Here is a 13,076-nt window from a genome sequence, read left to right as displayed (position 1 = left end):
GGGACGATGAGGCAATGGGTGCTCTGCGTGGTCGCGGCGGCGTCGTTCGCCGCTTCGGCATCGACGGCGCGGCCGCCGTGGCAGGTCTGGACCGATCTCGCCGACCTGCCGCGCCTGGGCGGCGACTACGGCAGCTACCTGGCGAGCAGCTACTGCCTGGACGGCTGCCGCTACGACCGCACCTCGCTCGATCCCGGCCGCGGCGGCCAGCGTTTCGTGCGCATCGAATCGACCGCGGAAGGCGAACAGGGCGTGATCCTCGACCAGCCCGGAGCGGGGGCGGTGACGCGCCTGTGGATGACCACCGGCGACGGCGTCAGCCAGCCGCTGCCATCCGACGTGCGCCTGCGCATCTACCTCGACGGCGAGGCGGTGCCGGCGCTCGACCAGCCGCTGGATGCGTTCTTCCGCGAGGCGCCGCCATCCCGCGACGCCGCGGCGCTGGCGGCCGATCGCCTGCTCGCCAGCGGCGGCAACGTCTCGTACCGGCCGTTCGCGTACCGGCACGGCATCAAGATCGCGCTGCTGAACGGCGCGGGCCGGCGGCTGTGGTACCAGATCAACTACGTGCAGACGCCGGAAGACGCTTCGTCCTCCGGCGCGCCTGAGGACGCCGATACTTCCACGCTGATGCGCCGCCTGGTCGAAGCGTCGAATGCGGACCGGGCGCTCGCCGCGCGGCTGCCGTTCGGCCGCGGCCGGCACGACGCCGCTGCGCTGCCCGGCGCGACCTCGGACGAGCTGACCGCGGACGCTCCGCTGGTGCTGCTGCGGCGTGCGGGGCCGGGCACGCTGGTGTCCACCCGCATCCAGCTCGACCGCGAGCGCTGGGACGACGTGCAGCTGTCGATCGCGTTCGACGGCGAGTCGACGGTCGACCTGCCGGTCGCCGAGTTCTTCGCCGCCGATGCAGCGGACCGCCTGCGGCCGCTCGGGCTGCTCGCCGGGGTCGATGCGCTCGGCGCGTTCTACGCGCGCTTCCCGATGCCGTACCGCCGCGACGTGGAGGTGTCGGTGCGCCTGCGCGACGGCGCTGACGCGAGACCGGTGGCGATCCGCCACGTCTTCGACGTCGACCCGGCGCCGCCGCCGCCGGACGCCGGCGTTCTGCACACGCAGGTGCACGCGGCCTGCCCGACCACGCCGCAGATCGACGGCGACCAGGTCCTGCTGCGTCACGAAGGCCGCGGCCGCCTGTTCGGGCTGGTCGCGTGGATGAGCGGCGACGGCGTGCACGAGGGCGGCTACTACCTCGAGGGAGACGAGCGCATCTACGTCGACGGCGCCGTGCAGCCGTCGTGGTACGGCACCGGCGTCGAGGATCTGTTCAACGGCGGCTTCTATTTCGATCGCGGCGCCTACGTAGGGCCGCTGGCGGGTGCGCCGCTGCGCCGGTCCGGCGGCATCGACGATGCGACCTCGATGTACCGCTGGTTCCTCGCCGACGCGCCGCGCTGGCGCCGCTCCGTCGTCTACAAACTGGAGAACGGCGCGTGGGGCGACGAGCCGCTGTGCCTGCGTACGGTCGCGTTCTACTACGCCAGTCCCGAGCCGGCGCAGGAGATCGTCGCTGCGCTGCAACTGGGCGACGCCGCCGCCGAGGCGGCTGCCGGCTACGCGCGCGGCAGCGACGCGCGTTGCGCCGTGCAGGACGCGCTGTTCGGCGACGAACCGCCGACCTCCAGGAGCGCGCTGGTCTGTCGCGCGACGACGCCGAGCCGCTTCACGCTGTCCTCGCCGCGGCACGGCACCGCGTTCCGTCTGCGCCGCACGTTCGACGCCGGCGTCGAAGGGCAGGCGGCGGAAATCCTCGTCAACGGCGTTCGCGTCGGCGCATGGCCGGATACGCAGGCGAATCCGGCGCGGCGCTGGTCGCAGGCGGACGTGGATTTCGCGCTGCCGCTGCCCGCCGACGTGCTCTCGTTCGAGATCCGACCGCTGCCCGGGCGCCGCGTGACCGAAAGCCGCTACGAGCTGTTCGGCGCGGTCGAGGCGGGCTCAGGCGGCGGTTGAGGGCAGGCCGAACAGGCGCTCGGCATTGGCCGTCGTCGCGCGCGCGACCGCATCGGCGGATTCGCCGCGCAGCGCCGCGATCGTGTCGAGCACCTCGCGCAGCCGCGCCGGTTCGTTGCGTTCGCCGCGGTGGTCGGCCAGCGGCTGGTCGGGCGAGTCGGTTTCCAGCAGCAGGAATTCCAGCGGCATCGACGCGGCCAGGCGGCGCAGGCGCCGCGCGCGTTCGTGCGTGACCGGGCCGCCGAGGCCGAGCAGGAAACCGAGCTTCCACAGCTGGCGCGCCTGCTCCTCGCTGCCCGACCAGCTGTGCACGACGCCGCGCAGTCCGCCGACGCGGCGGATGGTGGCGATCACCTCGTCGACCGCACGGCGCGCGTGCACGATCACCGGCAGCTCGAATTCGCGCGCGAGTTCCAGCTGGCGCACGAAGTGCCAGCGCTGCGCCTGCGCATCGAGCCCTTCGACGAAGAAATCGAGCCCGCATTCGCCGACGGCGACCGGGCGCTCGCGTTCGATCCAGGCGCGCAGCGCGTCGAGGTGCTCGGGGCGATGCTCGGCGACGAACATCGGATGCAGGCCGTAGGCCGCGTACAGGCCGGCATGCGCGGCGCACAGCGCGCGGATGGCCTGGAAGTTCGACAGCGCGATCGCCGGCACGACCTGCGCGCGAACGCCGGCGGCTTCGGCGCGCGCCACCACCACGTCGCGGTCGGCGTCGAACTCGGGCGCGTCCAGATGGCAGTGCGTGTCGATCAGCCGCATCGTCGCCCGGCCCGCGTTCAGCGCCGCGGTCGCTGCCGCAGCACCGGCGGAAGCGGCCGCTCCGAATGGCGCGGCGGCACGAACGTCGGCGCGGTGCTGTCGAGGCCGTCGAGCGCGATCGCGCCGGAACCGGCCGGATCGAGCCAGTCGCGCAGGCGCGCGGCGGCGTTGGTGCCGTTCCAAGCGATCGCGACGCGGCCGTAGCAGTCCTGCGCGGCGTTCGGCTCGGTGCCCTGGCAGAGCGCGTTTCCGCCGGACAAGGTGCCGATCACGCGCTTCTGGCCGACGTCGCCGGCGCGCGCGAACAGCGCCGAGCCGGACGAGCCGCCCTCGGTGGTGCCCTGCGAATACGGGCCGGCGCGCCAGTGCGTGTTCGGCGCGGTCGGCGAGGCCACGGTGCAGTTGCCGCTCACCGACGGCGCCGGGCCGGCGGTGATCTTCTTCACGTCGCCGCGCGGATGATGGATGCCGATCGTGCCGCCGGGTGCCGCGCCGCCGGCGTCCCAGCCGGCGTAGTAGACGTGCCAGTCGGACTGCGGCGGCTGGTCGAGTTCGACCAGGGTCACGTCGACGTCCGGGCGCGTCGCGCGCAGTGCGGCGCCGCTCTGGTTGTCGTTGAAGTAGCCGCCGCCCGGCGCGGCGAGGACGACGCACTGCGTCGACTGGTAGTTCCAGTACAGCACCATCGAGGCCGCCTGGCTGGCCCTGGACACGCAGTGCGCCGCGGTCAGGAACAGGTTCCTGCGGTCGCGCGCGGCGTTGTTGAGCAGGGTGCCGGAGCAGATGTAGTAGCCCTGCTCGACGTCGTCGAAGTACTCGTAATAGGCGACCGCGCGGATCTCGTCGCCGTACGGCGCGCCGAGCGGGCAGACCACGTTGACGTTGCACGCGCCCGAGCGGCCGGGACTGCCGAGCTTGACGAGGTCGATCGGCTCGCGGCCGAACGCGTCGCGGAAGCCGGCGCCGACGCGGCTCAGCTCCAGCGCGTCGTCGGCCAGCGGCCAGGCCGCGGCCGGCACGCGCAGCTCGACCGTCGCCGTGTCGCCCGGAACGACCGGCGCGTGGAACCGGCCGTGCCCGTCGTCCGCCGCGTACGGCCCCTGGTAGTAGCCGTCGGCGCCGATCACGTACAGCGTCGCGCCGGCGGGCAGGGCGTAGCGGTCGAACGCCAGGCGCAGGTCGGTCGCGCCGGCGGCGCGCACCTGCACGCGCCACAGCTGCGAGCCGTCGGCGAGCGAGTCCCAAACGCCGTCGCGCTGCGGCGTGAGCGACACCGTGCGCGGGTCCGCGACCGCGGTGCGCTTCGTGCGTGCGCCCAGGCTCGCCGCGGCGGCCGTGTCGATTTCGAGCCGCCGCATCGCGGCGTCGAGCGGGGCCAGCTCGGCGAGCGGAAGCACCCGTGCGAGTTTCGCGTTCTGCCTCAGGCTGTAGGGCGGTTCACCCTGGCGCGCCGCCGCGTCGGGCGCGGCGACGGCCAGCGCGAAGCCGAGCAGGGCGCCCAGGCCGAGCGCGTGACGGATACCTGGCATCGTGAACGATCTCCTGCGTCGCATCGTCAGTCGCGGTGCGCGGCGTTGCGGTCGCGGCCGGCGCCGAGCTTGCGGTCGACGCCGCCGAACAGCTTCTTGAACAGGCGCGAGAGCTTGCCGCGCTGGGTCTTGCGCAGCTTTTCGTCCTCGCTGGTCAGCCAGGCCACCTGCACCACGCGCCGCTCGCCCTCGTGCGGCAGGTGGCCGTGGAAGGAATTGTCGGCGCGGCGGAAGGCGACGAGATTGCCGTACAGCGGGCGGATTTCCGGCACCACGAGGTCGTCGATGTCGTCGATGCGGTTGAGGAAGCGGAAGCAGCCCTCGCTGATCGGCGGCCAGGTCTCGTTGAGGTAGACCAGCGCGGTGACGATCTTCGAGCGGCTGTCGGTGTGGATCGTGCCGTGGCGCTTGTTCAGCGCGCGGCAGATCGTGACCAAGGTCGGGTAGTTGCCCAGATCCGGGATCCCCAGGCGTGCGCCGATCGCGTCGGCGAACTCGCGTGAGGTCAGCTCGCCGATCAGCCGGTTGAGCGAGGGCCCGCAGTCCTTCTCCTCGTGCGGGAAGAAGCCGGCGCTCGGGTAGCGCGGGAAATCCGCGGCCAGTTCGGCGCGGGCGGCGTCGGGCAGCTGCCCGTGCGCGATCAGGAACGCGAACGGCTGCGCGCGCACCAGCGTGTCGGTGCGGTCGAGGTGCGCCGGATCGAGCAGGCGGGGCGGGTCGATCGGTTGCGGTACGGCATTCATGGTCGAATCGGAAGGAGTTCAGGTCAGTCACCTCTCCCGCATGCGGGGGAGGTCGCGCCGCAGGCGCGGGTGAGAGGGGCGGAGCGCTGCGCTCCGATTGCCCTCACCCCAACCCTCTCCCGCAAGCAGGAGAGGGAGAAAGGCGTCAGAGGCGGACCAATTGTAGACTTCGGCGCAGCAGGATATGGCACCGGGCGCAAGATCCCGCCGTGCAGCGCCGGATCGGGTGATCCGCGCGCCACATCCTGCTAAAATCCCCGCTCGCCTTGATTCCCTTTCTCTTCCCAACGGACTGGTTGACGCCAGCCCGCGGGTTTCGCTGCATCCGGTGTCGGCGCCCGGATGCGCAGCGGTTCACAAAACGACAGGCGAACGCATGACCACACCGGCCCTACTCGCACTCGCTGACGGAACGATCTTCCGCGGCCTTTCCATCGGTGCGGAGGGGCGGACCGCCGGCGAAGTCGTGTTCAACACGGCGATGACCGGCTATCAGGAAATCCTGACCGACCCCTCCTACGCGCGACAGATCGTCACGCTGACCTACCCGCACATCGGCAACACCGGCTGCAACGCCGAGGACGCCGAATCGACCGCGGTGCACGCCGCGGGCCTGGTCATCCGCGACCTGCCGATGCTGGCCAGCAACTGGCGCTCGAGCGAGCCGCTCGATGCCTACCTGAAGCGCCACGGCATCGTCGCCATCGCCGAGATCGACACGCGCCGCCTGACGCGCATCCTGCGCGACAAGGGCGCGCAGGACGGCTGCATCCTCGCCGGCGCGGACGTGTCGGACGAGCAGGCGCTGGCCGCGGCGCGCGCGTTCCCCGGCCTGAAGGGCATGGACCTGGCCAAGGTCGTCTCGGTGAAGGAGCGCTACGCCTGGCGCGAAGGCAGCTACGACCTGGATCGCACCGAGTTCGCGCGGCCGGCGGTGCGCCATCGCGTGGTCGCCTACGACTACGGCGTCAAGCAGAACATCCTGCGCATGCTGGCCGATCGCGGCTGCGACATCACCGTGGTGCCGGCGCAGACGCCGGCGAGCGAGGTGTTCGCGCTGAATCCGGACGGCGTGTTCCTCTCCAACGGCCCCGGCGATCCGGAGCCGTGCGACTACGCGATCGCGGCGATCGGCGAGTTCGTGCGCGCCAAGCTGCCGCTGTTCGGCATCTGCCTCGGCCACCAGCTGCTCGGCCTGGCCAGCGGCGCGAAGACGGTGAAGATGAAGTTCGGCCATCACGGCGCGAACCATCCGGTCATCGACCTCGACAGCGGCCACGTGATGATCTCGAGCCAGAACCACGGTTTCGCCGTCGACGAGGCGACCCTGCCTTCGAACGTGCGCGCCACGCACCGTTCGCTGTTCGACGGCTCGCTGCAGGGCATCGCGCTGACCGATGCGCCCGCATTCAGCTTCCAGGGGCACCCGGAAGCCAGTCCCGGCCCGCACGACGTGGCCGGTTTGTTCGATCGGTTCATCCAGCTGATGGAGGCGCGCGCGGCTGCCGCGGCGTAGACGACATGACTTCGAACGCGAACATCCAGTGGGCCCTGGCCCTCGCCGTGATCTTCGGCGTCGCGACGACGGCTTGCGCCGCCGCGCCGGCGGAGAAGAAGGAAGCCAAACCGGCCACGTCGAGCGCGCGCCCGGTGAACTACGACGAACTCGAGCAGCAGGTCGGCGCCGAGATCGCGGTGGAGACGACGTTCAACACCGTGCGCCGCGGCACGCTGATCAAGTACACCAATCCGACGCTGACCCTGAAGCTGGGTCCGCAGATGGGTTCCATCGACTTCAGCGTGCCGCGCGACACCGTGCGCAGCATCACGCTGATCACGCCGGCGCCGCAGCCGGCCGAGCAGGAAAGCAGCAGTGCCAAGAAGAACTGATCTCAAGACGATCCTGATCGTCGGCGCCGGCCCAATCGTCATCGGCCAGGCCTGCGAGTTCGACTATTCCGGCGCGCAGGCCTGCAAGGCGCTCAAGCAGGAAGGCTATCGCGTCGTCCTGGTCAACTCGAACCCGGCCACGATCATGACCGACCCGGAAACGGCGGATGCGGTCTACATCGAGCCGATCAACTGGCGCACGGTCGAGAAGATCATCGCCAAGGAGCGGCCCGACGCGCTGCTGCCGACGATGGGCGGCCAGACCGCGCTGAACTGCGCGCTCGATCTCGCCGACCACGGCGTGCTGGAGAAGTACGGCGTCGAGCTGATCGGCGCCTCGCGCGAGGCGATCCGCATGGCCGAGGATCGCGAGCTGTTCCGCGTGGCGATGAAGGAGATCGGCCTGGAATGCCCGCGCGCCGAGGTCGCCAAGACCTTCGAGCAGGCGGTCGAGGCGCAGGCCAAGGTCGGCTATCCGACCATCATCCGCCCGAGCTTCACGCTCGGCGGCAGCGGCGGCGGCATCGCCTACAACCGCGAGGAATTCGAGGAGATCGTCAAGCGCGGCCTGGACCTGTCGCCGGTGCACGAGGTGCTGGTCGAGGAATCCGTGCTGGGCTGGAAGGAATTCGAGATGGAAGTCGTCCGCGACACCGCGGACAACTGCATCATCGTCTGCTCGATCGAGAACCTCGATCCGATGGGCGTGCACACCGGCGACTCGATCACCGTGGCGCCGGCGCAGACCCTCACCGACAAGGAATACCAGCGCCTGCGCGACGCCTCGATCGCGGTGCTGCGCAAGATCGGCGTCGACACCGGCGGTTCCAACGTGCAGTTCGGCGTCAATGCCGAGGACGGTCGCGTGGTCGTCATCGAGATGAATCCGCGCGTGTCGCGCTCCTCGGCGCTGGCCTCCAAGGCGACCGGCTTCCCGATCGCCAAGGTCGCCGCCAAGCTCGCCGTCGGCTACACGCTCGACGAGCTGCGCAACGAGATCACCGGCGGCAAGACGCCGGCCTCGTTCGAGCCGGCGATCGACTACGTCGTCACCAAGATTCCGCGCTTCGCGTTCGAGAAGTTCCCGGCCGCCGACGCGCGCCTGACCACGCAGATGAAGTCGGTCGGCGAGGTCATGGCGATCGGCCGCACCTTCCAGGAATCGCTGCAGAAGGCGCTGCGCGGCCTGGAGACCGGCAAGAACGGCCTCAATCCGAGCAAGCTCGACGCGGCCACGCCCGAAGGACTTGCCGCGCTCAAGCGCGAGCTGAAGGAGCCCGGTCCCGACCGCGTGTTCTACGTCGCCGACGCGTTCCGCGCCGGCCTGTCGCGCGAGGACGTGTACGCGCTGACGCGCATCGATCCCTGGTTCCTGATGCAGATCGAGGACCTCGTGCGCACCGAAGGCGACATCCGCGCCGGCGGCCTCGGCGCGATCGACGCCGCGCGCATGTTCCGCCTCAAGCGCAAGGGCTTCTCCGACGGCCGCATCGCCGAACTCGTCGGCACCGACGAGAACGCCGTGCGCGCGCTGCGCCGCGCCTTCAACGTGCGGCCGGTGTACAAGCGCGTGGACTCCTGCGCGGCCGAGTTCGCCACCACCACGGCCTACCTGTACTCGACCTACGAGGAAGAGTGCGAGGCCGAGCCGACCGCGCGCGAGAAGATCGTCGTGCTCGGCGGCGGCCCGAACCGCATCGGCCAGGGCATCGAGTTCGACTACTGCTGCGTGCACGCGGCGCTGGCGCTGCGCGAGGACGGGTTCGAGACCATCATGGTCAACTGCAACCCGGAAACCGTCTCGACCGACTACGACACCTCCGACCGCCTGTACTTCGAGCCGCTCACGCTCGAGGACGTGCTGGAGATCGTCGACAAGGAAAAGCCCAAGGGCGTGATCGTGCAGTACGGCGGCCAGACGCCGCTCAAGCTGGCGCGCGCGCTCGAGGCCGCCGGCGTGCCGATCATCGGAACCAGCCCGGACAGCATCGACCTCGCCGAGGACCGCGAACGCTTCCAGAAGCTGGTCGAGAAGCTCGGCCTGATGCAGCCGCCCAACCGCACCGCGCGCAACGCCGACGAGGCGCTCGCGCTGGCGCGCGAGATCGGCTACCCGCTGGTGGTGCGCCCGAGCTACGTGCTCGGCGGCCGCGCGATGGAGATCGTCCACGACGACGCCGACCTGTCGCGCTACATCCGCGACGCGGTGCGCGTGTCCGATTCCTCGCCGGTGCTGCTCGACCGCTTCCTCGACCACGCCGGCGAGGTCGACGTCGACGTCGTGGCCGACGCCGAAGGCAACGTGCTGATCGGCGGCGTGATGGAGCACATCGAGGAGGCCGGCGTGCATTCGGGCGATTCGTCCTGCTCGCTGCCGCCGTATTCGCTGTCGGCGGCGACGCAGGACGAGCTGCGCCGCCAGGTCACGCTGCTCGCGCGCGCGCTGAACGTGGTCGGCCTGATGAACACGCAGTTCGCAATCCAGGGCGAGCAGGTGTTCCTGCTCGAGGTGAATCCGCGCGCCTCGCGCACGGTGCCGTTCGTGGCCAAGGCCACCGGCGTGGCGCTGGCCAAGATCGCCGCGCGCTGCATGGTCGGCCAGTCGCTGGCCGGGCAGGGCGCCACGCGCGAGGTCGTGCCGCGCTACTACTCGGTCAAGGAAGCGATCTTCCCGTTCCTGAAGTTCCAGAACGTCGATCCGATCCTCGGCCCGGAGATGCGCTCCACCGGCGAGGTGATGGGCGTGGGCCGCAGCTTCGGCGCGGCCTTCGCGCGCGCGCACGAGGCGGCCGGCATCGGCGCGCCGGCGCCGGGCAAGGCCTTCATCTCGGTGCGCGACTCGGACAAGGCGCTGCTGCTGGACATCGCGCGCGACCTGATCCGCCGCGGCTTCGGCCTGGTCGCCACCGGCGGCACGCACGCCTACCTGAGCGAGCACGGCATCGTCTGCGAACGCATCAACAAGGTGCTCGAGGGCCGGCCGCACATCGTCGACCTGATCAAGAACGGCGAGATCGCGTTCATCGTCAACACCACCGAGGGCAAGCAGGCGATCGCCGATTCGTTCTCGATCCGGCGCGAGGCGCTGCAGCAGCGCGTCACCTACTCGACCACCGTCAGCGGTGCCAAGGCGCTGCTGCATTCATTGGACTTCCGCAGCAGCGCTGAGGTAAACAGCCTGCAGGAACTGCACAGAGAGCTGGCATGAACCGACCGCCGATGACCAAGAAGGGTGCCGAACGCCTGCGCACCGAGCTGGAGCGCCTGAAGACGCAGGAGCGTCCGCGCATCATCGCCGCGATCGCCGAGGCGCGCGCGCACGGCGATCTGAAGGAGAACGCGGAATACCACGCGGCGCGCGAGATGCAGGGTTTCGTCGAAGGCCGCATCAACGAGCTCGAAGCGGCCCTGTCGAACGCCGAGGTCATCGACGTGTCGCGCCTTTCCGCCGGCAAGCGCATCGTGTTCGGCGCGATCGTCGAACTCGCCGACGAGGATTCGGGCGACGAGCTGAGCTACCAGATCGTCGGCGACCTCGAGGCCGACATCAAGCAGCGTCTGATCTCGGTGTCCTCGCCGTTCGCGCGTGCGCTGATCGGCAAGAGCGAGGGCGAGAGCTTCGAGTTCCAGGCCCCCAACGGCACGCGCAACTACGAAATCACCGGCGTCCGGTACGAGGAGTGACGCCGCGGCGATCGTGCGCGATCGTGCCAGGCGGCGCTCGGCGGCCCGTGCCTGGCACTGCGGTTTCCGATCCCGCGCGCAGCGCATGAAAGCACTGCGGATCCGCCGGCGTCCCGTTGCGTCGACGGCCGGCTGGCCGATCGAGCTGCATCCGCTGCTCGCGCGCGTGTACGCCGCGCGCGGCCTCGTGCCCGCGGATCTGGCGCGCCTGCGTCTGACCGAACTGGCCGCGCCGCATTCGCTCGGCGGCCTGGATCGCGCCTGCGAACGGCTGGCGCAGGCGATCGACGCGAACAGGCGCATCTGCATCGTCGGCGACTTCGACTGCGACGGCGCCACCGGCACGGCCGTGGCCGTGCGCGGCCTGCGCCTGCTCGGCGCGCGCAACGTCGGCTACCGCGTGCCGCATCGGGCGCGCGAGGGCTACGGGCTTTCCGCCGCGCTGGTCGAGTCGCTGGCGAGCGACCCGCCGGACCTGATCGTCACCGTCGACAACGGCATCGCCAGCCACGCCGGCGTCGCCGCCGCGCGCGAACGCGGCATCGGCGTGATCGTGACCGACCATCATCTGCCCGGCGCGACGCTGCCGGCCGCGGATGCGATCGTGAACCCGAACGTCGAAGGCGACGCGTTCCCGAGCAAGGCGCTGGCCGGCGTCGGCGTGGTGTTCTACCTGCTGCTGGCGCTGCGCGCGCACCTGCGCGAGCGCGGCTGGTTCGCTGCTGGTGGAAAACAGGCGCCGCTTGCCGATTCCCGCGATCGAGCCGACCGCACGAATGCCGAACCCGATCTGGCGACGCTGCTCGACCTGGTCGCGCTCGGCACGGTGGCCGACCTGGTGCCGCTGGACGCGAACAACCGCATCCTCGTCGCCGCCGGCCTGAAGCGGATCCGCGCCGGGCAGTGCTGCGCCGGCATCGCCGCGCTGTACCGGGCGGCGAGCCGCGACCGCACGCGCGCCGTCGCCGCCGATCTGGGCTACGCGCTCGGTCCGCGCGTCAACGCGGCCGGCCGGCTCGAGGACATGAGCCTGGGCATCGAATGCCTGCTCGCCGACGACGAGGCGCGCGCCGGCGAACTGGCCGCGCAGCTGTCGGCGATCAATGCGCAGCGGCAGGAGCTGCAGTCGGCGATGGTCGAGCAGGGCGAGGCGATGGTCGCGCAGTTCCTCGCGCGCCACCGCGACGACGACCTGCCGTTCGGCATCGTGCTGCACGAGCCGAACTGGCATCCCGGCGTGGTCGGCCTGGTCGCGTCGAAGCTGAAGGAGCGGCTGCACCGGCCGGTCGTCGCCTGCGCGCCGACCGAGAGCGACGCCCTCGAGCTGCGCGGTTCGGCGCGCTCCATTCCCGGCTTCCACCTGCGCGACGCGCTGGCCGAGGTCGATGCGCGCTGTCCGGGCCTGATCGTGCGCTTCGGCGGACACGCGATGGCCGCCGGAATGACCCTGCCGGCGGCGAACCTCGCGCGCTTCGCGGCCGAGTTCGACGCGGTGGCGCGGCAGCGGATCGATGCCCAGGCGCTGGAGCGCTTCGCCTGGAGCGACGGCGAGCTGGGCGCCGGCGACTTCACGCCCGCTGCCGCCCAGGCGCTGCGCTACGCCGGGCCGTGGGGGCAGGGCTTCGCCGAGCCGCTGTTCGACAACGAGTTCGCGGTCGAGTCCTGGCGTGTCGTCGGCGAGCGGCATCTCAAGCTCCGCCTGCGCGGCGACGGCCACGCGCAGGCGCTCGACGCGATCCTGTTCGACGCGCTCGACTGCATGCCGCCGCCCGGGCGCCTGCGCGCGCTGTTCCAGCTCGACCTCAACGAATGGAACGGTCGCGAAAGCCTGCAACTGCTGCTGAAGCAGATCGAGCCGGCCTAGAACCGGATCGTCGTCCCGGTGCCGTGCCGCGCCGTGCGGATTGCTTTGTGATCTTCGTGATTTGTGTAATTGTGCAGCGCCCGCGCGCCACGGTGGCGTGCGGTACGGCGTGCGGCGCACCCATCCGCGGGGTCCGCCCATGTTCTCCGGATCGACGCAGCGCGGCGTGCGGAAATGCATGCCCTATAAAGTTCTATTTTATAGCAAGTGGTTGATGTCGTTGTCCGATCCTAGGGTTCGGGGATGAGTCCCGAAGCCTTGTTGGTCCGTCTCGGATACGTCGTGCGCCGCCATCGCGAGCGCCTGCAGTTCAGCCAGGAGGGCTTCGCGGACCACATCGGCGTGCATCGCACCTATTACGGCAACATCGAGCGCAGCAAGCAGAACCCGACCCTGTGGAACCTGCAACGCATCGCGCTCGGCCTGCGCATCTCGCTGTCGGACCTGCTCGCCGAGGCCGAGGCGCTGGACCTGGAGCGCGCCGTGCGAGAACCGCCGGCGCCGCCGCGCCGCGGGCGTCCGCCGGGCAGCAAGTCGCGCTGAGACGCACCCGCGGCGCGCCGGCACGCGGCTGCGCGCTGCGTCGCCGGT

The 13,076-nt window shown here is 70.8% G+C and carries 10 protein-coding genes; 7 read left to right on the top strand and 3 right to left on the bottom strand.

Annotation, left to right across the window (positions count from 1 at the left end; genetic code table 11):
- Nucleotides 1-6: 6 nt before the first annotated feature.
- Entirely contained in the window at nucleotides 7-2,013 is a 2,007-nt protein-coding gene (locus ACFO6Q_RS09050; RefSeq protein WP_380020327.1) for a DUF2961 domain-containing protein, read from the top strand.
- On the opposite strand, the gene ACFO6Q_RS09045 is transcribed toward ACFO6Q_RS09050, so the two are convergent.
- From ACFO6Q_RS09045 to ACFO6Q_RS09035, 3 genes are read right to left on the bottom strand one after another with little or no spacing between them, the layout of a single operon-like run.
- Nucleotides 1,999-2,775 (bottom strand): TatD family hydrolase, encoded by a 777-nt coding sequence (locus ACFO6Q_RS09045; protein WP_380020326.1) that lies wholly within the window; start codon nucleotides 2,773-2,775, stop codon nucleotides 1,999-2,001. The two genes, ACFO6Q_RS09050 and ACFO6Q_RS09045, sit on opposite strands and share 15 nt — an antisense overlap.
- A 17-nt stretch (nucleotides 2,776-2,792) precedes the next feature.
- Nucleotides 2,793-4,304, bottom strand: a complete 1,512-nt coding sequence (locus tag ACFO6Q_RS09040) for a trypsin-like serine peptidase (protein WP_380020325.1) — start codon at nucleotides 4,302-4,304, stop codon at nucleotides 2,793-2,795.
- Nucleotides 4,305-4,330: 26 nt separating this feature from the next.
- Nucleotides 4,331-5,047 carry a 2OG-Fe(II) oxygenase family protein gene (locus ACFO6Q_RS09035; RefSeq protein ID WP_380020324.1) on the bottom strand — a complete coding sequence of 239 codons (717 nt, stop codon included), beginning with the start codon at nucleotides 5,045-5,047 and terminating at the stop codon, nucleotides 4,331-4,333.
- Nucleotides 5,048-5,423: 376 nt separating this feature from the next.
- Between ACFO6Q_RS09035 and carA the strand changes: the two genes are divergently transcribed.
- The 6 genes from carA to ACFO6Q_RS09005 all read left to right on the top strand — a co-directional run bounded on the left by carA (nucleotide 5,424) and on the right by ACFO6Q_RS09005 (nucleotide 13,028).
- Nucleotides 5,424-6,563: a glutamine-hydrolyzing carbamoyl-phosphate synthase small subunit gene (carA, locus tag ACFO6Q_RS09030; protein ID WP_380020323.1), complete on the top strand. Its 1,140-nt coding sequence runs from the start codon at nucleotides 5,424-5,426 to the stop codon at nucleotides 6,561-6,563.
- A 5-nt stretch (nucleotides 6,564-6,568) separates the two neighbouring features.
- Nucleotides 6,569-6,937 (top strand): hypothetical protein, encoded by a 369-nt coding sequence (locus ACFO6Q_RS09025; protein ID WP_380020322.1) that lies wholly within the window; start codon nucleotides 6,569-6,571, stop codon nucleotides 6,935-6,937.
- Nucleotides 6,921-10,145, top strand: coding sequence for a carbamoyl-phosphate synthase large subunit (gene carB / locus ACFO6Q_RS09020; protein ID WP_380020320.1), 3,225 nt, complete (start codon nucleotides 6,921-6,923; stop codon nucleotides 10,143-10,145). Before ACFO6Q_RS09025 ends, carB begins: the two co-directional genes overlap by 17 nt.
- Entirely contained in the window at nucleotides 10,142-10,621 is a 480-nt protein-coding gene (greA, locus tag ACFO6Q_RS09015; protein ID WP_380020319.1) for a transcription elongation factor GreA, read from the top strand. The genes carB and greA overlap by 4 nt, the downstream gene beginning before the upstream one ends.
- Nucleotides 10,622-10,706: 85 nt before the next feature.
- Nucleotides 10,707-12,485: a single-stranded-DNA-specific exonuclease RecJ gene (recJ, locus tag ACFO6Q_RS09010; RefSeq protein ID WP_380020318.1), complete on the top strand. Its 1,779-nt coding sequence runs from the start codon at nucleotides 10,707-10,709 to the stop codon at nucleotides 12,483-12,485.
- Between the two features lie 261 nt (nucleotides 12,486-12,746).
- Nucleotides 12,747-13,028, top strand: coding sequence for a helix-turn-helix domain-containing protein (locus ACFO6Q_RS09005; RefSeq protein WP_380020316.1), 282 nt, complete (start codon nucleotides 12,747-12,749; stop codon nucleotides 13,026-13,028).
- The last annotated feature ends 48 nt before the right edge of the window (nucleotides 13,029-13,076 follow it).

Source organism: Dokdonella ginsengisoli (assembly GCF_042652785.1).
Lineage (GTDB): Bacteria > Pseudomonadota > Gammaproteobacteria > Xanthomonadales > Rhodanobacteraceae > Dokdonella_A > Dokdonella_A ginsengisoli.
This window is presented reverse-complemented; position numbering and strand designations above follow the sequence as displayed.

Bases quoted from the DNA above. Each gene is read 5' to 3' on its own strand.
- ACFO6Q_RS09025 (WP_380020322.1), top strand. From the start codon at position 6,569: ATGACTTCGAACGCGAACATCCAGTGGGCCCTGGCCCTCGCCGTGATC.
- ACFO6Q_RS09040 (WP_380020325.1), bottom strand. From the start codon at position 4,304: ATGCCAGGTATCCGTCACGCGCTCGGCCTGGGCGCCCTGCTCGGCTTC.
- recJ (WP_380020318.1), top strand. From the start codon at position 10,707: ATGAAAGCACTGCGGATCCGCCGGCGTCCCGTTGCGTCGACGGCCGGC.
- ACFO6Q_RS09035 (WP_380020324.1), bottom strand. From the start codon at position 5,047: ATGAATGCCGTACCGCAACCGATCGACCCGCCCCGCCTGCTCGATCCG.
- greA (WP_380020319.1), top strand. From the start codon at position 10,142: ATGAACCGACCGCCGATGACCAAGAAGGGTGCCGAACGCCTGCGCACC.
- carA (WP_380020323.1), top strand. From the start codon at position 5,424: ATGACCACACCGGCCCTACTCGCACTCGCTGACGGAACGATCTTCCGC.
- ACFO6Q_RS09050 (WP_380020327.1), top strand. From the start codon at position 7: ATGAGGCAATGGGTGCTCTGCGTGGTCGCGGCGGCGTCGTTCGCCGCT.
- ACFO6Q_RS09045 (WP_380020326.1), bottom strand. From the start codon at position 2,775: ATGCGGCTGATCGACACGCACTGCCATCTGGACGCGCCCGAGTTCGAC.